At 70.4% G+C, this 21127-nt stretch carries 16 protein-coding genes and 5 pseudogenes; 11 read left to right on the forward strand and 10 right to left on the reverse strand.

Features of this window, described 5'->3' with window-relative positions; genetic code table 11:
• Positions 1-2: 2 nt before the first annotated feature.
• Together AOK11_RS25720 and ssgD are read right to left on the reverse strand one after the other, a co-directional pair.
• Entirely contained in the window at positions 3-1217 is a 1215-nt protein-coding gene (locus AOK11_RS25720; protein WP_055596107.1) for a GDSL-type esterase/lipase family protein, read from the reverse strand.
• Positions 1218-1378: 161 nt separating this feature from the next.
• Positions 1379-1795 carry a spore wall synthesis regulator SsgD gene (gene ssgD, locus AOK11_RS25725; RefSeq protein ID WP_055596108.1) on the reverse strand — a complete coding sequence of 139 codons (417 nt, stop codon included), beginning with the start codon at positions 1793-1795 and terminating at the stop codon, positions 1379-1381.
• A 349-nt stretch (positions 1796-2144) separates the two neighbouring features.
• Here ssgD and AOK11_RS25730 point away from each other — a divergent pair.
• Positions 2145-2831: pseudogene (locus AOK11_RS25730) on the forward strand (endonuclease V); the annotation flags it as partial.
• A 150-nt stretch (positions 2832-2981) separates the two neighbouring features.
• Here the strand turns inward: AOK11_RS25730 and AOK11_RS46470 are convergent.
• From AOK11_RS46470 to AOK11_RS25745, 5 genes and pseudogenes are all read right to left on the reverse strand, one after another.
• The gene (locus AOK11_RS46470; RefSeq protein WP_326756040.1) at positions 2982-3164 is read right to left on the reverse strand and encodes a hypothetical protein; all 183 of its coding nucleotides are present in this window, start codon (positions 3162-3164) and stop codon (positions 2982-2984) included.
• A 103-nt stretch (positions 3165-3267) separates the two neighbouring features.
• Positions 3268-3954, reverse strand: a pseudogene (locus AOK11_RS25735) (transposase); the annotation flags it as partial.
• Between the two features lie 129 nt (positions 3955-4083).
• On the reverse strand, positions 4084-4572 hold the full coding sequence (locus AOK11_RS40575; RefSeq protein ID WP_079035078.1) for a hypothetical protein: 489 nt from the start codon (positions 4570-4572) through the stop codon (positions 4084-4086).
• Between the two features lie 223 nt (positions 4573-4795).
• A pseudogene (locus tag AOK11_RS25740) lies at positions 4796-4975 on the reverse strand (hypothetical protein); the annotation flags it as partial.
• A 95-nt stretch (positions 4976-5070) separates the two neighbouring features.
• On the reverse strand, positions 5071-6237 hold the full coding sequence (locus tag AOK11_RS25745) for an RNA-guided endonuclease InsQ/TnpB family protein (RefSeq protein WP_055596109.1): 1167 nt from the start codon (positions 6235-6237) through the stop codon (positions 5071-5073).
• Positions 6238-6252: 15 nt separating this feature from the next.
• Between AOK11_RS25745 and tnpA the strand changes: the two genes are divergently transcribed.
• Entirely contained in the window at positions 6253-6681 is a 429-nt protein-coding gene (tnpA, locus tag AOK11_RS25750) for an IS200/IS605 family transposase (RefSeq protein ID WP_079035079.1), read from the forward strand.
• Between the two features lie 75 nt (positions 6682-6756).
• Here the strand turns inward: tnpA and AOK11_RS25755 are convergent, their stop codons facing one another.
• Positions 6757-7890, reverse strand: coding sequence for an IS630 family transposase (locus AOK11_RS25755; RefSeq protein ID WP_055596110.1), 1134 nt, complete (start codon positions 7888-7890; stop codon positions 6757-6759).
• 69 nt (positions 7891-7959) lie between these two features.
• On the opposite strand from AOK11_RS25755, the gene AOK11_RS25760 reads away from it, so the two are divergent.
• From AOK11_RS25760 to AOK11_RS25775, 5 genes are all read left to right on the forward strand, one after another.
• Entirely contained in the window at positions 7960-8460 is a 501-nt protein-coding gene (locus AOK11_RS25760; RefSeq protein ID WP_206188924.1) for an SMI1/KNR4 family protein, read from the forward strand.
• A 303-nt stretch (positions 8461-8763) separates the two neighbouring features.
• Positions 8764-8910 (forward strand): morphogenic membrane protein MmpA, encoded by a 147-nt coding sequence (mmpA, locus tag AOK11_RS43550; protein ID WP_095534363.1) that lies wholly within the window; start codon positions 8764-8766, stop codon positions 8908-8910.
• A gap of 354 nt (positions 8911-9264) precedes the next feature.
• Positions 9265-10524, forward strand: coding sequence for a CaiB/BaiF CoA transferase family protein (locus AOK11_RS25765; protein WP_055596111.1), 1260 nt, complete (start codon positions 9265-9267; stop codon positions 10522-10524).
• The gene (locus tag AOK11_RS25770) at positions 10521-11735 is read left to right on the forward strand and encodes an acetyl-CoA C-acetyltransferase (RefSeq protein ID WP_055596112.1); all 1215 of its coding nucleotides are present in this window, start codon (positions 10521-10523) and stop codon (positions 11733-11735) included. The genes AOK11_RS25765 and AOK11_RS25770 overlap by 4 nt, the downstream gene beginning before the upstream one ends.
• A 63-nt stretch (positions 11736-11798) precedes the next feature.
• Positions 11799-13994, forward strand: a complete 2196-nt coding sequence (locus AOK11_RS25775) for a 3-hydroxyacyl-CoA dehydrogenase NAD-binding domain-containing protein (protein ID WP_055596113.1) — start codon at positions 11799-11801, stop codon at positions 13992-13994.
• Positions 13995-14033: 39 nt separating this feature from the next.
• Here the strand turns inward: AOK11_RS25775 and AOK11_RS25780 are convergent, their stop codons facing one another.
• Positions 14034-14759: a MerR family transcriptional regulator gene (locus AOK11_RS25780; protein WP_055596114.1), complete on the reverse strand. Its 726-nt coding sequence runs from the start codon at positions 14757-14759 to the stop codon at positions 14034-14036.
• 103 nt (positions 14760-14862) lie between these two features.
• Here AOK11_RS25780 and AOK11_RS25785 point away from each other — a divergent pair.
• The 3 genes and pseudogenes from AOK11_RS25785 to AOK11_RS25795 all read left to right on the forward strand — a co-directional run bounded on the left by AOK11_RS25785 (position 14863) and on the right by AOK11_RS25795 (position 19520).
• Positions 14863-15417: pseudogene (locus AOK11_RS25785) on the forward strand (macro domain-containing protein).
• A gap of 180 nt (positions 15418-15597) precedes the next feature.
• Positions 15598-17583: a Xaa-Pro dipeptidyl-peptidase gene (locus AOK11_RS25790; RefSeq protein WP_055596115.1), complete on the forward strand. Its 1986-nt coding sequence runs from the start codon at positions 15598-15600 to the stop codon at positions 17581-17583.
• A gap of 194 nt (positions 17584-17777) precedes the next feature.
• Positions 17778-19520 carry a BCCT family transporter gene (locus AOK11_RS25795; protein ID WP_055596116.1) on the forward strand — a complete coding sequence of 581 codons (1743 nt, stop codon included), beginning with the start codon at positions 17778-17780 and terminating at the stop codon, positions 19518-19520.
• A gap of 105 nt (positions 19521-19625) precedes the next feature.
• Here the strand turns inward: AOK11_RS25795 and AOK11_RS25800 are convergent, their stop codons facing one another.
• A complete protein-coding gene (locus tag AOK11_RS25800) occupies positions 19626-20579 on the reverse strand; it encodes an FAD-dependent oxidoreductase (protein WP_055596117.1) in 954 nt (317 codons plus the stop codon).
• Between AOK11_RS25800 and AOK11_RS25805 the strand changes: the two are divergent.
• Positions 20556-21127, forward strand: a pseudogene (locus AOK11_RS25805) (oxidoreductase); the annotation flags it as partial. The gene AOK11_RS25800 and the pseudogene AOK11_RS25805 overlap by 24 nt on opposite strands.

Consider the following 21127-nt stretch of genomic DNA (forward strand, 5'->3'; position numbering starts at 1 on the left):
GTTCAGCCGGTGAACGGCCCGCCGGTGCCGAAGGCCAGCTCCGCGAAGCGCTCGCCCATGCGACGGTGCGTGGCGGCGTCCGGGTGCAGCGCGTCGGGCAGCGGCAGCTCGGCGTGGTCCGCCTCGCCGTACAGCTTCCGGCCGTCCAGGTAGTGCAGATGCGGATCGTCGGCCGCCCGCTGCTCCACCACGCGGACCAGCTCCTCCCGTATGACGTTGAGGGTCAGCTTCCCGGTGGCCCGTTCCTCGGGATCTCCCATGGCCGCGAACCGGAGCCGGCCCTCGTCCAGGGTGCTGAGGTCGGGAAGGCTCGGGCCCGGGGTGTCCTCGTGGATGGGGCACAGGATGGGCGAGACGACCAGCAGCGGCGTCGTCGGGTGGCCGTCGCGGATCGTGTCGAGGAAGCCGTGCACCGCCGGAGCGAAGGCGCGCAGTCGCAGCAGATCGGTGTTGACCAGATTGATGCCGATCTTGACGCTGATCAGGTCCGCGGGCGTGTCCCGCATGGCCCGCGCGGTGAACGGGTCGAGCAGGGCGCTGCCGCTCAGCCCCAGGTTCACCAGATCCACCCCGCCGAGCGAGGCGGCCAGCGCCGGCCAGGTCGTGGTCGGGCTCGCGGCGTTGGAGCCGTGGCTGATCGAGCTGCCGTGGTGCAGCCACACCCTGCGGTCCCCGGGGGCCACCGGTGTCACGGGGGCGTCGGTGCGCAGGGCGACCAGCCGGGTCATCTCGTTGTGCGGGAGCCAGATCTCGACGCGCTTGTCACGGTCCGGCAGCCCGGTGAACCGGACCGTGCCCACGGGGCCCGGCCGCAGCTCGGCGGAGCCCGTGGCCATGTCCATCAGCATGACGTTGCCGTCGGGGGCATGGGTCCGCCCGGCCGGTTCTCCGTCGATCAGCAGGTCGTAGACACCGTCCGGACGGGGCGGAGCGCCCTCGTAGGCCATCTTGGTGCGGAGCACGTCCAGTTCTACGGCCGTGGCCCGGGTGCGCAGCACCAGCCGGACGCCGGACGGCTGCGCCTCCGCCATGGCCAGCTGGCCGTCGGCGGCCTGCGCGCGGGCCCGGGCGGGCAAGCGGTGCGGCTGCACGCCCTGCGCGGTCCGCTCCAGCTCGAGCGCGCCGCGCAGCAGCTCCCCGGTGAGCGGGGTGGTGATCCAGCCTTCCGCCGGAGGAGTGGGGGAGGAGCCGTGGACGGGGTCGTGGGGGGTACTCATGATCGCAGGCTGTCAAGAGGGCCGGCGATCCGCAAACATTCATCCCGGGAGCTCGACGGCCCCCGACCGCCGCCGTGACGTGTCGCGGCTCGGTCGGCTCGCTCGTCGCGGCTGTTCCGGCGTGGCTGTCGCGGATGACTGTCGCGGGTGGCGGCCGCGGCTCAGCAGGCGTCGCGGATCAGCTCGGCGAGATCGTGGTCCAGGTCGAGCTGGAGGTGTTCCAGACCGGCCGGCACGAGTTCGCTGGTCGCCTCCAGGAACTGGCGTATCTCGCCCGAGCGGACGTGCACGACGGCGGTCCCCTCCGGAGCGTGGAACTCCAGCACGGTCCGGTCGTAGCCGTACGGCCGCACGCGGACGTCGCCGTGGCCCTCGGGCTCGTCCAGCCCCGCGGTGAGCAGCTCGCGGGCGAAGGTCCAGCAGACCTCGACGCCCTCCAGGGTGGCGGGAGCGGGGAAGGACATGCGGACGGCGAACGGATCGCTCCGGTCGTAATGCAGAGTGGCGGGAATACTTGCCATCCGCGGCGCGGCGGCGACGAGACGGGCCTCGACGGGCTGCTCGATGACGGTGGACAACGCCTTGCTCCCTCGTGACGGCTGGACAGCTTCCGGGCGGATAGGGCGGGCTACTCAAAGAGACGACGGAATCGGCCAATCCGTGCCCACCGGAACAGCGTGACCTCTGTCACCGCCCTCCTGTGCCGGTGTGATCAGGTTTCCCCGGGACGGGTGTTGCATGCGGCATGTACGGGGTGCCGTATGTGTCAAGCACCCGGGAGGGTGACAGGCCGGTGCGCGGGAGCGGGACGCAGGGCCGGTTCACGGGACGAGGAGGCCAGAGGCAGCGGGGCGGGGGGCGGCCGGACGTGAGCAGGAGTCAGCTCCGACGCGCGAAGTCCTCCGGACCCGTAGGCTCGTCGCCATCATGACGAGCGTACGCATCCCCGACGGCTGGCCCACGACCGAGGGAGCGGCCCGCGCCGTCCAGGACGGCCTGAGCGGACGGGTGGTGCTCGACGAGCCCGGCCCACCGCCCGGGACGGGCCGGGTCACCGGGGTCGACGTGGCGTACGACGACGAGCGGGACCTCGTCGCGGCGGCGGCCGTCGTCCTGGACGGGGCGAGCCTCGAGGTCGTCGCCGAGGCGACGGCCGTCGGCCGGATCTCCTTCCCGTACGTGCCCGGCCTGCTGGCCTTCCGGGAGATCCCCACCGTGCTGGCCGCCCTCGACGCCCTGCCGTGCCCGCCGGGCCTGGTCGTCTGCGACGGCTACGGGCTCGCCCATCCTCGCCGCTTCGGCCTCGCCAACCATCTCGGGGTCCTCACCGGCCTGCCGACGATCGGCGTCGCCAAGAACCCCTTCACCTTCACCTTCACGGCCCCGGCGACCCCGCGCGGCAGCACGGCCCCATTGCTCGCCGGCACCGAGGAGGTCGGCCGGGCCCTGCGCACCAGGGACTCCGTCAAGCCGGTCTTCGTCTCGGTCGGCCACCGTGTCGGCCTCGCCAACGCCTGCGCCCACACCCTCGCGCTGACCCCCGCCCACCGCCTCCCGGAGACCACCCGCCGGGCGGACGCCCTGTGCCGCAGGGCCCTCCGGGAGGCGGTGGGCGCGGATCCGGGTGCGGACCCGGGTCTTTCGTCCGGACCGGACCGGAAACCGGGGCCCGCGAGCCCGACTCGATCCGTCGGACAGGCCCTAACGACTTTGGGGAAAATTGACGCTGGGGCGTGCTGGCCTGGCGGTCCGGCTGGTGGTTGATCAGCAGGCGATTGGTCGGGTGAGGACCAGTTCGGTGCTGGTTTTGTGGCGGGTTGCCCGTCGGGCGGAGCGGTCGGAGACCAGTCCGGCGACCGCGAGGTGGGTCTCGGTATAGGTCTCGCGGCGACCGGTGAACCGCTGCAGAGGCCGCCACTGTTTGTACTCGGCGTGGGTGTGTTCCACGCAGATCCGAGCAGCACACCTGGCGGCGACGCCGTTCGCGCCAGGCGTGCTGCTCGCTCAGGGCCGCGTCGCCATTCAGTTTCTTCGGCGGGGCGCTGACCTGGGCGGGGAACTCGTTGGCCAGACCCCGATAGCCCTCGTCAACCTCGGCTTCCACCGTCGGGTGCTGGCGGAATTGCTCGGCGATGCCCTCGGTGCGCACGGCGGTTTGGCCGTGCATCCGGCCGGGCCGGACCACGCCGCTGAACAAGGTGCGGCCTTGGTCGTCGCTGCAGGTGGTGGTCTTGATGGTGTTCTGCTTCTTCTTGCCGGAGATGAACGCCTTACGTCCGGGGCGTCCCGCGCACGGGCGGCGGACCTGTACCTCGGTGCCATCGATCCGCAGGCCGACGCTTTCTGCGTCGGCGTAGGCGAACACGTTCTCCAGTGTGCGCAGCCGCAGCCCGGGCCGGTCGGACACCGCGAAGCCCCGGGATGCCAGCAGCGGGCGGACCTCGCGGATCGCGTCGGAGATGGTGGAGCGGTCCACCCCATACAGCTCGGCCAGTGCCGCATGTGGCAGCCCCAGCCGCAGATGGACAAGGGTGGCCAGCAGCCGATCGATGAAGACCAGCTTCTGTTTGCATCCGGTACCCGCTGCCCGCCTGCGTTCCCCGCCGCGCCGCTTGCGCAGCGCGGACTCCCGGGCCGCAGCCCACCTCGGCGCGAGCTCTTCGAGCAACTCGCCGAAGTGTGCGCGAGAGACCCCGGACAAGGAAGGATGGGAACAGGCCGCACGGGCCCAGGTCATCTTCACAACTCACCCAACCTGTGCGGCCTTACCCCGTCACGCGTTGGGCGGCCTCCGCGACTTGGCCGCGTCTCGTGTACGACGACGTGGTGAACACGGGAGCGGCAATCCATCGGTGGGCGACGATTTCTATGCTGCTGGCTGCGACCATCGTTTGATGATCTGTGGGTCAGTCGGTGGTGCCGGCCACGCTTGCAGCCGCAGTTGCTCGGTGGTCTCGGGAGTCTCATCCGATTCGATGTCCGCACGAAACGCATTGGCCAGGTTCCCTCGCGATGCCCGGACCCGGATCCAACCGGCGGGGGCTTCGAATCGTGGTGCTTCAGGCAGGTAGTCGGTGCAGCCCATCACCACCAAGCGCCCCGAGGGAACATGGAGGCTCGCCTCGACGACGTGATCGAATTCGGTGCTGTCGCCGTCCGGCTCACTTGCCAGGAGATCCACGCTGACCGCGACATGGACGTTGACCTCAGTCCCGATGACCAGAGCGTCTCGGGCAACGCCAAGTCGGTCAAGTAGAGCTTGTTCTGTCCATACCTCACCGAGATCGGTCTCTGAGTCCTCGTCCAAGACATGGATCTGGCAGTAGTCCGCGAAAACCTGCAGGTTGATGGCCACGTGACTATCGTCTCCCTGCTCTGGCGCGGCAGGTGGCAGGGTGTCGTCAAGCACTACGTCACCCTGGCCGACCTCCCGGGTCCTTTCACACCAAGCTGTCACCGTCGACAGCAACGCCGCCATGTTCACCTTCAACGTCGCGCAGCGTCAGAACTCGGCAGGACCCGGTGCCATTGCCCCCAGCGTCGTAAGCGGCTCCCTCCCGCTCGTCACCCCCGCCCTGCTCGATGCGCCAACGGCCCACCTCGCGGTACTCGGAGTCGTAGATCTCCGACCCGTCACCGGCCGTCATCGGGTAGTGGCGCAGATTCCCACCCCAGTAGCGCAGGATCCGCCCCAGCTCACCCACGGGGTCCTTCGTCAACGCCTCGTTGTCCATGCCCACTTCGAGAAGAAATCGCATGCCTTCAAGTGTTCCAGTCAACTACCCGGCCCTGAAGGGTCAGGCTTGGAGGTAGAGCCCAACTGGCTGCTGGGTGGTCTCCTCCGTCCAGCACCCTAAGTGGGTGCGGGGGCGTGTGACTCCGCCCCGCTTCGCCACAACTGCCACGCGCGTGCACGGATGTTGCGAGAGGCATTGCGGTCGGCGTGATCAACGAATCCGCACGACTGGCACGCGAACCGTCTCTGAGAGAGGCGGTTCAGCTTGTCCGTGTATCCGCACTCCGCGCACATGCGGGAGGTGTAGGCGGGGTCGACGAACAGCACGGGGACACCGGCCCGGCGGGCCTTGTACTCCACAAACCGCCCGAGCTGGGCGAAGGCCCAGGAATGCAACGCGACCCGTTGGGGCTTTCTCAGCCGTACCCGTTGGCGGATACCGGCAAGGTCCTCCATGCCGATTCCGCGCCCGGTGCGTTCAGCCTCGGTCACGATGCGCTTGGAGATGATGTGGTTGGTCTCGGTCGCTTTGCGCTGCTCCTTGCGGCGCTGCCGCTTGAGGACCCGCTTGGCGGACTTGGTGCCCTTCTTCTGGAGCTTCGCCCGCAGGGCAAGCTGCCGCTTGCGGTAGCGATTCAGCTCTCGTCCGGCGTGGAGCTTCCCGTCCGAGGTGGTGGCGATGTTGACGATGCCCAGGTCCACGCCGAGGAAATCGGTCGGCTCACGCTGCTCGGACTCGGGGACTTCACACGTGGCGATGAGGAACCACATGCCGTCACGGTGGAAAAGATCGGACTCGCCCTTGCGGCGCTCGGCCAGCAGCTTATGGGTCTGCTCGGAGCAGATGAACCGTACGCCCCGGATACGTCCAGCGGTGGTCCAGATGCTGACGGTCTGCTCATCCACTTGCCAGCTGAGGCACCGGTCGTCATACGCCTGTGCCGCGTCCGGCCGGAAGCCGATCGGCTTTCCCTCTACCCTGCTGCGGCGCTTCGACCCTGGCTTGCCAAGGTTCCCGCTGCGAATGTTGGCCCGCAGAGTGGTGTAGGCATCGGCGACCTTCCGCAACACGTGCAGCGCGGGTTGCGCAGACAGTCCCCGGTCCTTCAGGTCACGGTAGGCGAAGCCCTGCAACGCCTTGCGTGAGGTCTCACCCCGCTCGTGCGCCTGGCGCGACAGCCAGTTCGCCGCGTCGTTCGCAGTGCGCAGGGTGCACTCAAGTGCCGACGCCACCTCGGGCGTCGGCATGAGGCGAACCTGCACGACGAGCTTCACACGCATCATCGTAGCATCGTGTCTATGTCACCTCGATGGGAACCAAACCCCGATATCCGCACAGGCCGCAGCGTCGTCCACATGCTTCACGCACATCTGGTCTTTGTCCCGAAGTACCGGCGCGGAGTCTTCACCGACGACATCCTGACGCGCTGCGAAGAGGTCATGCGGGAGGTCTGCGAGAAGGCCAACGCCGAACTGCGCGAGTTCAACGGCGAGCGCGATCACGTCCACCTCCTCATCCACTACCCGCCACAGATCAAGCTGTCGACGCTGGTCGGATCACTCAAGGGCGTATCCGCCCACTACCTCCGCAAGGAGTACGCCGATCACATCCGCAAGTACCTGTGGGGCGCGCACTTCTGGTCACCCTCATACTTCGCGGCCTCCGCCGGCGGAGCACCGCTGTCCGTCGTCAAGGAGTACATCGAGCAGCAAAAACGCCCGCTGTGACGCGGGCGTCAGAGCAGTCCAGAGAAGCCATTCCTCCCGAGCCCTAAAGGGCCGGGATTCCTGGCTAGTGCTGCATCAGGCAACGTTCGCCCTGTTCACGGCCTCGCGTAGGTGTTCGTCCTGGGCGTTCTTGTTCCGCCAGATGATGTAGCGGCGGATCATGCTGCCCTGCTCCTTGTGGCTCGCGTGGTCGGTGCCGTCGAGGGTGAAGTAGCGCAGGGCGGTGAACTGTGCCTCGATGCGGTTGAGCCAGGAGCTGTTGGTCGGGGTGTAGGCGATCTCGACGTTGCTGGCCGCCGCCCAGTCCGCCACTCTGCGGCAGCGCTTCGTGGTCAAGTGCGGGGAGAAGTTGTCGCAGACGACGGCGATGCGCACGTCGGCCGGGTAGAGGCTGCGCAGGTAGCGGCAGAACTCCAGGAACTTCGACCGGTTCTTGGTCTCCTTGATGTGCCCGTAGAGCTTGTCCTTGCCCAGGTCGTAGGCGGCGAACAGATGCCTGACCCCGTGCGGGCGGGTGTAGGTCGCCCGCCGCCTCGGCCTGGGCTCCCGCGTCGGGTCCTTGTGCTTGCCGCCGCGTTCGGCCCACTGGTGCCCGGGATGGGGCTGGAGGTTGAGCGGCCCGAATTCGTCCATACAGAAGATGACTCCGGGCTCCCCATCCTCGGGTATCACCTCGCCGTCAGCGATCGCGTAGAGGTGCTCGACCCGGGCTTTCTTGGCCGCGTAGTCGGGGTCCTTCGAGGTCTTCCAGGTCTTCAGGCGTTGAAACGAGACGCCCTCCTCGCGGAGCAGGACCCGAAGGCCCTCGTGGCTGATGTCGTCGACCACCCCCTCGGCGACCAGGAAGTCCGCCAGCTTGGCCAGGCTCCAGGCCGAGAACGGCAGGCCATGCTCGGCCGGCCTGGACTTGGAGATCTTCTTGATCTCACGCCGCTCGGGCAGCGTGAACGTCCGCGGACGTCCTCCCTTGTACTTCGGGTAGAGCGCCTGGAACCCGTCCGCGTTGAAGTCGTGGATCACATCCCGGACCCGGTCCGGACTGGTGAACGTCACCTCGGCGATCTTCGCCACCGGCATGCCCTGCGCAGACAACAGCACCATCTGCGCGCGCCGCCACGTCACCACCGAGCCGCTGCCCCTGCGGATGATCCGCAGCAGCCGCCGACCTTCATCGTCATCGATCTCGCGGACCCGCACCCGTTCAGCCACCTGAGCATTCTGGCCGTCCGCAACCGGGCGGGAAGGTAACCGAGGGGCGTGGCTCCTACGATGCTGCTCGTGACACGCTTTGAGGATCTCCAGCGCTTCCTGTGGGACACCAGCAGCGAGTACGCAGTGCAGTCGGCCCTGACCGACCAGGCGATTGCGGAGACCCAGCGTCTGCTGAACGTCACGCTCCCCAGTTCCCTGCTCGACCTACTGCGCCATCAAAACGGGGGCCAGGTCGCGGCCAGCCGCAATGCCTTCCCCACGAGCCAGCCGACCTCATGGAGCGCCGACCACGTTCCGTTCGACAGCGTGATGGGCATCGGCCGTCGCGAGGGAACAATTTCCCTGCTCGACAGTCCATACCTGGTCAAGGAATGGGGGCTGCCCGCCGCGGTGGTTCTGGTCGCGGGTGACGGACCGTGCTGGATCGGGCTTGATTACCGGGCCTGCGGCCGACACGGGGAACCGTGCGTCACCTGGTTCGAGGCGGACCTCGACATAGAGTTGGTCCTCGCCTCGGACTTCCGGTCGTTCATCGAAGGCCTCACCGCTGCCCGTGACTTCGAGTGAGAGCCGGGGCAAAAAACACCCGGCTAAGCTCGCTCCCGCACATGAGGCCGTGCCTCGCCCCGCCGCGTCGTCTCTGCCACTGACCGGTCACGGCGGGGCGAACGTTGCCTGATGCGGCACTAGATCCCAGTTGAACTCCCTCTTGGCACTTGTGCGGAGAGTGTCGACGACCGGCCCGGATCCGGTACCGGAAAGTCCCCACTCGGTGCCGCCGCGGGCGGATGCGGGGCGACGCGAACCGGGTACGTACACCTGAGTACCCGTACGGATGCCGGACCGCCACTCGATCGGCAGGCTGAAGGCATGACAACATGCCGTTCCTTCAAGCCGGTTGACCCCACCGTTCGGCCCACCGGGCGGGCGATGGCCTTCGGGCTGGCCCTCGCCGTCCTGGCGGGCGTCGGCTGGATCGCCGGGATGATCTACACGGTGTTGGAGCGGCCCTTCTAGGAGAGGCGCGACGCTCCGGACCGGTGGAGCCACCCGGCTCCTTGCCGCTGACGTCCTGCGGGTCCGCGCTCCATCGTCCCCTCTCGTCACCGTCCCCCTTCCCCGCCGCCCAGCCGGTGCCGATGGGCGTGCCCGGCGCCGACTGCTCCGCGACCGGGTGGAGGAGACCTGCCGCACCGTTGCGTCGAAGCGTCCGGTGGCGGAAGCGGACGGCACCTGAGCCGGGCGGGAGTACGGGCCGCGCCGTACAGTGGCGAACAGTGGCCAAGCGCTTGCTCGCCCGCTCTTGTGCTGAGCGGAAGGTGTTCTTAGCATCATCGGTGTGACATCAGTTGTGTCAAAGCTGGGGGTGTGATGACGGAGGCACAGGTACCCGCACCCGCGCGGTCGCCGGGGCAGGGGCCGCTGACCGGCGTGCGGGTGGTCGAGCTGGCCGGGATCGGCCCCGGCCCGTTCGCCGCGATGCTCCTGGCCGACCTGGGTGCCGACGTCGTCCGTGTGGACCGCCCCGGCGGCCCCGGACTCGGTGTCGACCCGGCGTACGACGTCACCAACCGCAACAAGCGCTCCGTGGTCGTCGACCTGAAGGCCCCCGACGGCGCCGACCGCGTCCTCGACCTGGCCGAGCGCGCCGACATCCTCGTCGAGGGCTTCCGCCCCGGTGTGGCCGAGCGCCTCGGTGTCGGCCCCGAGGACTGCCACGCCCGCAACCCGGGCCTCGTCTACGGCCGGATGACCGGCTGGGGTCAGCAGGGGCCGCTCGCGGACCGCGCGGGGCACGACATCGCGTACATCGCCCGCACCGGCGCCCTCGGCATGATCGGCGGTCCCGACCGGCCGCCGGCCGTTCCGGCCAACCTGCTCGGCGACTACGCGGGTGGCTCCCTCTACCTCGTCGTCGGCGTTCTCGCCGCCCTGCACCACGCGCGCCTGGGCGGCACCGGGCAGGTCGTCGACGCCGCCATCGTGGACGGAACCGCCCATCTGTCCGCCATGATCCACGGCATGCTCGCCGCCGGAGCCTGGCAGGACCGGCGCGGAGCCAACCTCCTCGACGGCGGCTGCCCGTACTACGGCACGTACGAGACGGCCGACGGCGGACACATGGCGGTGGGCGCGCTCGAACCACAGTTCTACGACGAGTTCCTGCGGCTGCTCGGCATCGAGGACGGCGACGAGGACGGGGACGGGCTCGGGCTCGGGCTCTCCGGGGCCCGCCTCGACGTCATCCGGTGGCCCGCCCTGCGCGAGCGGGTCACCGCCCGCTTCAAGGAACGCACCCGCGACGAGTGGACCGCCGTCTTCGACGGCTCCGACGCGTGCGTGGCCCCCGTCCTGTCGCTGCGCGAGGCTCCGCACGACCCGCACCTCGCCGCCCGCGGCACCTTCACCGACCACGCCGGCATCACCCAGCCCGCACCGGCCCCGCGCTTCTCCGCCACTCCCACCAGCGTCCGCACCGGGCCCGCCCGGCCGGGCACCGACACCGACGACGTGGCCCGCGACTGGGACGTCCCCCGGCTGCTGTCCGCGCCCCGAGATCCTCAGCGATCCGCGCCCCGAGATCCTCAGCGATCCGCGCCCCGAGATCCTCAGCGAAAGGCATCCCCGTGAGTACCGAAGCGTACGTGTACGACGCGATCCGCACCCCGCGTGGGCGTGGCAAGGCGAACGGCGCCCTGCACGGCACGAAGCCGGTCGACCTGGTGGTCGGCCTCATCCACGAGATCCGCGATCGCTTCCCGGGCCTCGATCCGGCGGCCGTCGACGACGTCGTGCTGGGCGTGGTCAGCCCGGTGGGCGATCAGGGCTCCGACATCGCCCGGATCGCCGCCCTCGCGGCCGGGCTGCCCGACACGGTCGCCGGTGTCCAGGAGAACCGGTTCTGTGCCTCGGGTCTGGAGGCGGTCAACCTGGCCGCGGCCAAGGTCCGTTCCGGTTGGGAGGACCTGGTCCTGGCCGGCGGCGTGGAATCCATGTCCCGGGTGAAGATGGCCTCCGACGGCGGCGCCTGGTTCAACGACCCCATGACCAACCTCGCCACCAACTTCGCCCCGCAGGGCATCGGCGCTGACCTCATCGCCACCCTCGAGGGCTTCACCCGCCGGGACGTCGACGAGTACGCGGCCCTCTCCCAGGAGCGCGCTGCCACCGCCTGGAAGGAGAACCGCTTCGCGCGCTCCGTGGTCCCGGTGAAGGACCGCAGCGGACTCGTCGTCCTGGACCACGACGAGCATCTGCGCCCGGGCACCACCGCCGACTCCCTGGCGGGGCTGAAGCCGTCCTTCGCGGACATCGGCGAGCTGGGCGGCTTCGACGCGGTGGCGCTGCAGAAGTACCACTGGGTGGAGAAGATCGACCATGTCCACCACGCGGGCAACTCCTCCGGCATCGTGGACGGCGCCTCCCTCGTGGCCATCGGCACGAGGGAGGTCGGCGAGCGCTACGGGCTCACCCCGCGGGCCCGGATCGTCTCCGCGGCCGTGTCCGGCTCCGAGCCCACCATCATGCTCACCGGGCCCGCACCCGCCACCCGCAAGGCGCTCGCCAGGGCCGGGCTGACCATCGACGACATCGACCTGGTCGAGATCAACGAAGCCTTCGCGGCGGTCGTGCTCCGCTTCGTGAAGGACATGGGCCTGTCGCTGGACAAGGTCAACGTCAACGGCGGCGCCATCGCGCTGGGTCATCCGTTGGGCGCCACCGGCGCGATGATCCTGGGCACCCTGGTCGACGAGCTGGAGCGACAGGACAAGCGCTACGGCCTGGCCACGCTGTGCGTGGGCGGCGGCATGGGCATCGCCACCATCGTCGAGCGCCTCTGAAACCCCGGCGGAACCCGCACCCGAGCGACCCGAGCGCCGAGCGACTTCTACGGAGACCTTGTCATGACCGACACCCCCACCATCCGCTGGGAACAGGACGACACCGGCGTCGTCACCCTCGTCCTCGACGATCCGAACCAGTCCGCGAACACCATGAACCAGGCGTTCCGTGACTCCCTCGCCGTGATCACCGACCGCCTGGAGGCGGAAAAGGACGGCATCCGCGGCGTCATCCTCACCTCCGCCAAGAAGACCTTCTTCGCCGGCGGCGATCTGCGTGACCTGATCAGGGTCACCCCCGAGACGGCGCAGGACCTGTTCGACGGCGGCATGGCGATCAAGCGCCAGATGCGCCGCATCGAGACCCTCGGCAAGCCGGTCGTCGCGGCCATCAACGGAGCGGCCCTCGGCGGCGGCTACGAACTCGCCCTCGCCTGCCACCACCGGATCGCCCTCGACGCGCCCGGCTCCAGGATCGGCTGTCCCGAGGTCACCCTCGGCCTGCTCCCCGGAGGCGGCGGCGTCGTCCGCACCGTCCGGATGCTCGGCATCGCCGACGCCCTGCTGAAGGTGCTCCTCCAGGGCACCCAGTACACCCCGCGGCGCGCCCTGGAGAACGGCCTCGTCGACGACGTGGCCGACACCCGCGAGGAACTGATCGCCAAGGCCCGCGCCTTCATCGACGCGAACCCCGAGTCCGCCCAGCCCTGGGACCGGCCCGGCTACCGCATTCCGGGCGGCACCCCCTCCCACCCCAAGTTCGCGGCCAACCTGCCCGCCTTCCCGGCCAACCTGCGCAAGCAGACGAACGGCGCCCCCTACCCGGCGCCGCGCAACATCCTCGCCGCCGCCGTCGAGGGCGCCCAGGTCGACTTCGAGACCGCTCAGGTCATCGAAGCCCGCTACTTCGTCGAGCTGGCCGCCGGGCAGACGTCGAAGAACATGATCCAGGCGTTCTTCTTCGACCTCCAGGCCGTCAACTCCGGCGCCAACCGCCCCCAGGGCATCGAGCCCCGCACGGTCCGCAAGGTCGCCGTGCTCGGCGCCGGGATGATGGGCGCCGGCATCGCCTACTCGTGCGCACGCGCGGGCATCGACGTCGTCCTGAAGGACGTCACGCCTGAAGCGGCCGCCAAGGGCAAGGCGTACTCCGAGAAGCTGTGCGCCAAGGCCGTCTCCCGGGGCCGGACGACCCAGGAGAAGGCAGACGCGCTGCTCGCGCGGATCACCCCCACCGCCGAGGCGGGGGACCTGGCCGGCTGCGACGCGGTCATCGAGGCCGTCTTCGAGGACACCGCCCTCAAGCACAAGGTGTTCCAGGAGATCCAGGACGTCGTCGACCCCGACGCGCTCCTGTGCTCCAACACCTCCACCCTCCCCATCACCGCCCTCGCCGAAGGCGTCGAACGACAGAGCGACTTCATCGGGCTGCACTTCTTCTCGCCGGTGGACAAGATGCCGCTCGTCGAGATCATCAAGGGCGAGCGGACCGGCGACGAGGCGCTCGCCCGCGCCTTCGACCTGGTCCGGCAGATCAAGAAGACGCCGATCGTCGTCAACGACAGCCGCGGCTTCTTCACCTCCCGGGTCATCGGCCGCTTCATCGACGAGGGCGTCGCCATGGTCGGCGAGGGCATCGAGCCCGCCTCCGTCGAACAGGCCGCCGCCCAGGCCGGCTACCCCGCCAAGGTGCTCTCCCTGATGGACGAGCTGACCCTCACCCTGCCGCGCAAGATCCGGAGCGAGTCCAAGCGGGCCGTCGAGGAGGCCGGCGGCACCTGGACCGCGCACCCCGCCGAGGCCGTCATCGACCGGATGGTCGACGAGTTCGGCCGCCCCGGCCGCGCCGGCGGCGCCGGTTTCTACACGTACAAGGACGACGGCGGGCGCGACGTCCTGTGGCCCGGCCTGCGCGAGCACTTCACCACACCGGGGTACGAGATCCCGTTCCGGGACATGCAGGAGCGGATGCTGTTCGCCGAGGCGCTGGACACGGTCCGGCTCCTGGAGGAGGGCGTGCTGACCTCGGTCGCCGACGCCAACATCGGCTCCATCCTCGGTATCGGCTTCCCCGGCTGGACCGGCGGCGTCCTGCAGTACATCAACGGCTACGAGGGAGGCGCCGGGGGAGAGACCGGGCTGCCCGCATTCGTGGCCCGCGCGCGTGAACTCGCCGAGCGGTACGGCGAGCGCTTCGCGCCGCCGGCACTGCTGGTGGACAAGGCGGAGAAGGGGGAGCGGTTCACGGACGGCCGCTGACCCTCCGGCACCCGCGGCCGGACGGCGGGGACGGGAGCGTCAGCCTCCCGCTCCCGCCGTCCCCGTGTCCTCCCCGCCGTCCAGCCACTCCCGCAGCTCCTCGCGCAGCGACCGCTGGAAGGTCGTGAGCAGGGCCTGCACCACGAGCGGATGCATATGGGCGGACAGCGACTTCACGTCACGGGGGTCCCGCTCCGCCACCGCGTCCCGCAGCAGCCGCGACAACTCCTGGGCGGCCGCGCGGGCATGCTCGGTGAGCGTCGCACGGGCCTCGAGGATCGTCTCGTGCGTCAGCGGTACGTCCAGCAGCTCGACGCCGAGCCGCAACAGCCCCGCGTCGACCCGAAAGTCCTCGCCGTCCCGCTCGACGACGTTCAGCGCCGCCAGCCGCCGCAGATCCTCGTCGCCCAGCGCCCGTCCCGCCCGTCGCTCCAACTCCCCGCGCGACACCCTCTCCACCGTGTCGGGCGCCCAGGAGGCCACCACCGCGCGCTGGATCGCCAGGTCCCGCACACTCAGATCCGGCGGCAGCTGTCCCAGATAGCGCTCGATGGCCGCCAATGTCATGCCCTGCCGCTGCAACTCCTCGATCAGCGCCAGCCGGGCCAGGTGCTCCCGCCCGTAGCGGCCGACCCGGCGCGGACCGATCACCGGCGGCGGGAGCAGTCCCTTGCTGCCGTAGAACCGGACCGTCCGCACCGTGACCCCGGCCCGCGCCGCCAGTTCGTCGATGGTGAGGGCCGGCTCCTCGATGTCGGTCGTCATGCACAGCAGTATTACTGTCTCACCAGCAGGGCGACACCTCATCCGCCCCGAGCCACCCGCCCCGAGTGTCAGTGCCGGCGCCTGCGGTGGCGCCATGCCGGAGATCACGGGGATCACCTACATCAGGGGTGACGCCACCGCGCCGTCGGTGAAGGGCGTCAAGATCATCGCGTATGTCTGCAACGACATCGGGGGCTGGGGAAAGGGCTTCGTCCTGGCCCTGTCCCGCCGCTGGAGCGAGCCGGAGGCCGCGTACCGCGCCTGGCACCGTGGCCGCGCCTCCAACGACTTCGCCCTGGGCGCGGTCCAGCTGGTCCCCGTGGAGCGGTACGTCCAGGTGGCCAACATGATCGGCCGGCGGGGCGTGATGCCCCGAGCTCTCGGCTCCTCCCCCACTCTCGGCCTCGCTCGAGCGGGGGCATCCCCATGAGCAGGGGGGACCCCCATGGGGAGCAAGGGCGCCCCGGTCCGCTACGAGGCGATCGACCGCGCGCTCGCCGTCGTCGGCGATCACGCGATCGCGCTCGGGGCCTCGGTGCACATGCCGCGCATCGGCCGCGGGCCGGCCGGAGGCCGGTGGTCGCGCGTCGAACCGCTGATCACCGAGCGGCTGGTCCGGCGCGGGATACCGGTGACCGTGTACGACCACGGGGACTGAGCGCCCGTACGGCCCCTGCGCCGCCCCCGTTGCCTCTCCGCCCGTACACCCTCGAGTACCGGCCCTCGCACGCCGCACGCCGCACGCCGGGCCGGTTTCCGGTCCCCGGCTCCGCTCGCGCGCCCACGATCCGTCAGATGCCCCCTTCTGCACACGAGTTGACCGTTATACCGTCCGCGCATGCCGATACGCACGCGCTTCACGACCTGGAGACCGCTCGTGACGGTGGCCCTGGCCGCCCTGGCGGCCACGCTGCTCACCCCCGCGCCGGCGACCGCGGCGGGCGCCGCGCCGCGCGAGAGCCGGCCCGTCCACTCCTACGACGACGCGATCCGCGAGGCCGTCTGGGTGGACACCGGACTCGACGAGGACGGCGACGGACGGACCGACCGGGTCGCCGTCGACATCGTCCGCCCTTCCGAACCCGCGCAGCGGGGCCGGAAGGTCCCCGTCATCATGGACGCCAGCCCGTACTACTCCTGCTGCGGGCGCGGCAACGAGAGCGAGCGCAAGACGTACGACGCGAACGGCGACGTGGTCCGGATGCCGCTGTTCTACGACAACTACTTCGTGCCGCGCGGTTACGCCGTCGTCGGCGTCGACCTGGCCGGCACCAACCGCTCCGACGGCTGTGTGGACGTCGGCGGCCGCTCCGACATCCGGTCCGCGAAGGCCGTCGTCGACTGGCTGAACGGCCGCGGCACCGCCTACACCACCCGCACCGGCGCCGAGCGGGCGGACGCCGGCTGGACCAACGGCCGCACCGGCATGATCGGCAAGAGCTGGGACGGCACCATCGCCAACGGCGTCGCCGCCACCGGGGTCGAGGGCCTCGAGACGATCGTGCCGATCGCCGCCATCTCCTCCTGGTACGACTACTACTTCACCAAGGGCGCCCCGCTCTACGACTCCGGTCCCGACTGGCTGTCGAACTACGTGGAGAGCCCGGACGCCCGCGCCCGGTGCGGGGCGGTCCAGCGCGAACTCGTCGACGGCGCCCCGCGCACCGGCGACCTGACACCGCTGTGGACCGAACGCGACTACGTGCGCGCCGCGAAGAAGGTGAAGGCCAGCGTCTTCCTCGTACACGGCATGCAGGACCTCAACGTACGGATGCAGCACGTCGGCCCGTGGTGGGACGCTCTCGCGAAGAACGGCGTCGACCGCAAGATCTGGCTCTCCCAGACCGGACACGTCGACCCGTTCGACTTCCGCCGCGCCGACTGGGTCGACACCCTGCACCGCTGGTTCGACCACGAACTCCTCGGCCTCGACAACGGCATCGACCGCGAGCCCATGGCCGACATCGAGCGCCGGCCCGACCACTGGGTCACCTCGAAGAGCTGGCCGCCGCGCAACACCCGCCCCGTGACCCTGCGCCCCGCCCACGGCAGCGAGGACGGGGTCGGCACGCTGGGCCTGCGCAAGGGCCGCGGCACCGAGACGTTCACCGACGACCCGGACCTCGGCGAGACCGACTGGGCCGCCCGTATCGACACCTCGACACCGGACAAGGCCGGCTTCGTCACCGGGCCGCTCTCCCGCGACCTGCGGGTGTCCGGCGCCTCCGAGGCCACCGTCACCGTGACCCCCAGCGCCTCCACGGCGCACCTGTCCGCCGTCCTCGTCGACCTCGGCCCCGACACCATCCGCGACTACGCCGCCGCGGGCGAGGGCATCACCACCCTCACCGACCGCACCTGCTGGGGCGCGAGCACCGAGGGCGACAGCGCCTGCTACCGGGAGACCCGCGCCAGAACCGCCGACGTCGGTCACACGATCGTCAGCCGGGGCTGGGCCGACCTGGGCAACCACGCCTCGGACGGCAAGGGCGCCCCGCTCACCCCGGGCAAGCGCTACACCCTCACCCTCGACCTGGCCGCAACCGACCACGTCGTCCCCGAGGGCCACCGTCTCGCCCTGATCGTCGCGGGCACGGACCGTGGCCTGATCGACCCCCCGGCGGACACCCCCACCCTCACCCTCGACCTCGCCCGCACCTCCGTGCGCGTTCCGGTCACCGGCGGAACCGCCGCCTTCGCCCGCGCCGCGGCGGGCGCGCCCACCGGGTCCGGGCCGGATGCCGCCGTCCGGGACGGCGTACGTCCCGCACCCACCGTCCAGCGCGTTCCGGGAGAAGGAGGAGGTGGGTCCGGAGCCGAGTGACCCGCGCGCTGCCGGTCACGCCCTCGCGCACGACCGATCGCCGACTCGGGCGGATGTGTGACCCCTTTGATCACCATCCGTCCGTCGGTTGGCAGGAACGTGACCGCTGGAGAGGTGAATTTTGCGCCAAAGGTGGTAGTCCCATGGCTGGGGGAGTGATTCTCCGCCCAGTGGCTTGATGAAAGGTGCCGCCCGTGACGAAGGACCAGCACAGCGACAAGGACCATACGGCGGGGCCTCTACCAGGCTCGGAGGCGGGCCTCCCGGACCGTGAGCGCCCTCGGACCGACCGGGTGGTGTTCGGTGTCACGGCGGTGCTCACCGTCGCGTTCGTCGTCTGGGGTGCCGTCGCGACCGAATCGCTCGAGGACGTCTCGAGCAGCGCGCTCACCGGGCTGATCCGCAACGGGGGCTGGGCCTTCATCCTGGCCGCCTCCGGTTTCGTGGTCTTCGCCCTCTGGCTGGCCATCAGTCGCTATGGCCGGATCCGTCTGGGCGCCGAGGGGGAGCAACCCGAGTTCCGCACCGTGTCGTGGGTCGCGATGATGTTCAGCGCGGGCATGGGAATCGGCCTGATGTTCTACGGCGTCAGCGAGCCGCTGGCCCACTACACCACGCCACCGCCGGGCACCAATCCGGCCGACTCGGGTGACCGCATGGAACTGGCCATGGCGACCACGCTCTTCCACTGGACGCTCCACCCGTGGGCGATCTACGCCGTGGTCGGCCTCGCCATCGCCTACAGCACCTTCCGCCGACGCCGCAGGCAGACCATCAGCGCCGTCTTCACCCCGCTCATCGGCTCGAAGCACGCGAACGGCGCTACGGGGCGCTTCATCGACATCCTCGCGATCGTGGCGACCATCTTCGGCTCGGCGGCCTCCCTGGGACTCGGCGCGCTGCAGATCGGCTCCGGCATGCAGGAGCTGGGGTGGCTGGCCAAGGTGAGCACAGGGCTGCTCGTCGGCATCATCGCGGTGCTCACGGCCGCGTTCGTCGCCTCCGCGGTGTCGGGCGTGGAGAAGGGCATCCAGTGGCTGTCCAACACCAACATGGTGCTGGCCCTGGTGCTCGCCCTGTTCGTGCTCGTGGCCGGTCCGACGATCCTCGTCCTCGACCTGCTGCCCACCTCCGTCTTCGGCTACCTGGGCGACCTGCCTGACCTGGCCGGCCGCACGGAGGCCAGCGCCGGCGCGGGAGTGGCGGACTGGTTGGGCAGCTGGACCGTCTTCTACTGGGCGTGGTGGATCTCCTGGACGCCGTTCGTCGGCATGTTCATCGCCCGCATCAGCCGGGGCCGTACGATCCGGCAGTTCATAGGCGGGGTCATCCTCGTGCCCAGTGCGGTCAGCCTGCTCTGGTTCGCGATCTTCGGCGGTTCCGCGATGAAGCTCCAGGAACAGGGCCGGCTCGGTAAGGAGGCGACGCCCGAGGGCCAGCTGTTCGCGGTGCTCCAGCACTACCCCATCGCCACGGCCATGAGCCTCCTGGTGATGCTCCTCGTCGGCATCTTCTTCGTCTCGGGCGCCGACGCGGCCTCGGTCGTGATGGGCACGCTCTCGCAGAAGGGGGCGCTCGAACCGGGACGCCTGGTGGTGGTGTTCTGGGGAGTGGTCACCGGAGCGGTCGCCGCGATCATGCTGCTGGTGGGCAGCGGCCAGGGCGACGCGCTGACCGGTCTGCAGAACATCACGATCCTCGCGGCGGCCCCGTTCGTCGTCGTGATGCTCCTGATGTGCGTGGCGCTCATGCGCGACCTGCGCCGGGACCCGGCCATCGTGCGCAGGGAGGTGGGTTCCGAGGCGGTCGACCTGGCCGTCATCGCGGGTCACACGAAGTACGACGGCGAATTCGAACTCCGTATCGGCCCCGGAGCCGGTACGGACGTGGAGGGCGACCCGGTCGGCAACCACTACGAGGCACCGACCCAACCCTGACCGCCGCCGGCCGCTCCGGCCGTCACCGGCAGCGGTGGACGGGCCGGCCGCCCCCGATTCCGAGAGGGCGGCCGGCCCGTCCGTTTCCGGGGCCGCGCCACCGCCTCACCCCAGGGCGAGCTCCGCCGCCTCCTCCGCGCAGCCCCAGGCCACGGTGACGCCCGCGCCGCCGTGGCCGTAGTTGTGCACCAGCGTCCGCCCGCCCGGGAGCGGCTCGCGTGCGATGCGGACGGTGTCGCGGGCGGGCCGCAGCCCCACCCGGTGCTCCAGGATCCGCGCCCCCGCGATCCGGGGCCGCAACGCCGTGCACCGCCGCACGATCGCCTCGGCCTGAGCCGGATCCGGCTCCAGGGACCAGTCGTCCTCCTGCGCCGTACCGCCCAGCACCAGCCGCCCCGGCTGCGGAAAGACGTACGCCGTCGTCCCGTCTGCGGCCGTGGAGACCGTCCAGGTGCGGATCCCGGGGTTCTCCACCACGACCAGCTGCCCCCGTACCGGACGCACCGCGGGATCGGGCACGAGGTCGCGCGCCCCCAGTCCCGAGCAGTTCACCACGACCGGGGCGTCCGCCCGGGCGAGGTCCGTCACCGCGCGTTCCTCCACCACCCCGCCCGCGGCCACGAACCGCTCCCGCAGCCAGGGCAGATGGGCCGACATGTCGACGAGCGGCAGCCGGGCCCACACACCCGGTCCCCAGGGGTATTCCTCGGTGCTCGACACCCGCAGTCCCGGCAGCCGCGCGGCGGCCCAGGCGCCGGCCTCGTCCAGGGTGGTCTCGCCCAGTACCCCTTCGACCATCCGTACGCCGGTGACCTCCGGTCGCGAGGCCAGCTTCTCGTACACGTCCAGCGAACGCAGCGCCCACGCGTGCGCGGACGCCACCGGCTCGATCCGGTACGGCCACCACAATGCCCCGGCAACCGCCGAGGTGGTCCGCTCGACCGGGTCGCGCGTCCACAGCCCTACCCGTGCGCCCCGCTCGGCGAGGACGACGGCCGTCGTCAGCCCGACGACCCCGCCGCCGACCACACGGACATCGAAGACCGGTTCGCTTTCCATGCGGGGACGTTAGCGGAATATGTCATGCCGTGCTCAGATGCGTCCCGCTGCGGGAATACTCACCCCATGCCTGCCGAGTACGCGACCTTCGGCCTGACACCGGCGATCCGCGCCGGTGGACTCCTCTCCGGCGGTGACTACCAGGTCCACCGGGACTTCGTCGACTTCGTCGTCGACGGATGTCCGCTGCTGTTCCGCCTCTCCGACCTCGACGCCGTCTCCCCGCTCGCCTCCGACATCCCGCCCGCCATCTTCACCGCCCAGGTCCGCAGTCTGCTGCTGGAGACCGAGGCACCGCTGCCGTCCGGCCGGTACATCGTCTACGGCTGCCCCGACTGCGAGGACCTCGCCTGCGGCGCGGTGACCGCCGCCATCGAGCGGGACGGCGAGGACTACATCTGGCGGGACTTCGCCTGGCAGACCGACGAACACGCCGACCTGGAACGCAACGGGTACCACGGTCTGGGCCCGTTCCGCTTCCGCGGCGCCGACTACCGCACGGCCCTCGCCGCCCTGCTGGCCGGCGGCGTCCCGGGCACCCGCCGCCG

Source organism: Streptomyces hirsutus, from assembly GCF_001418415.1.
Classification (GTDB): Bacteria; Actinomycetota; Actinomycetes; order Streptomycetales; family Streptomycetaceae; genus Streptomyces; species Streptomyces hirsutus.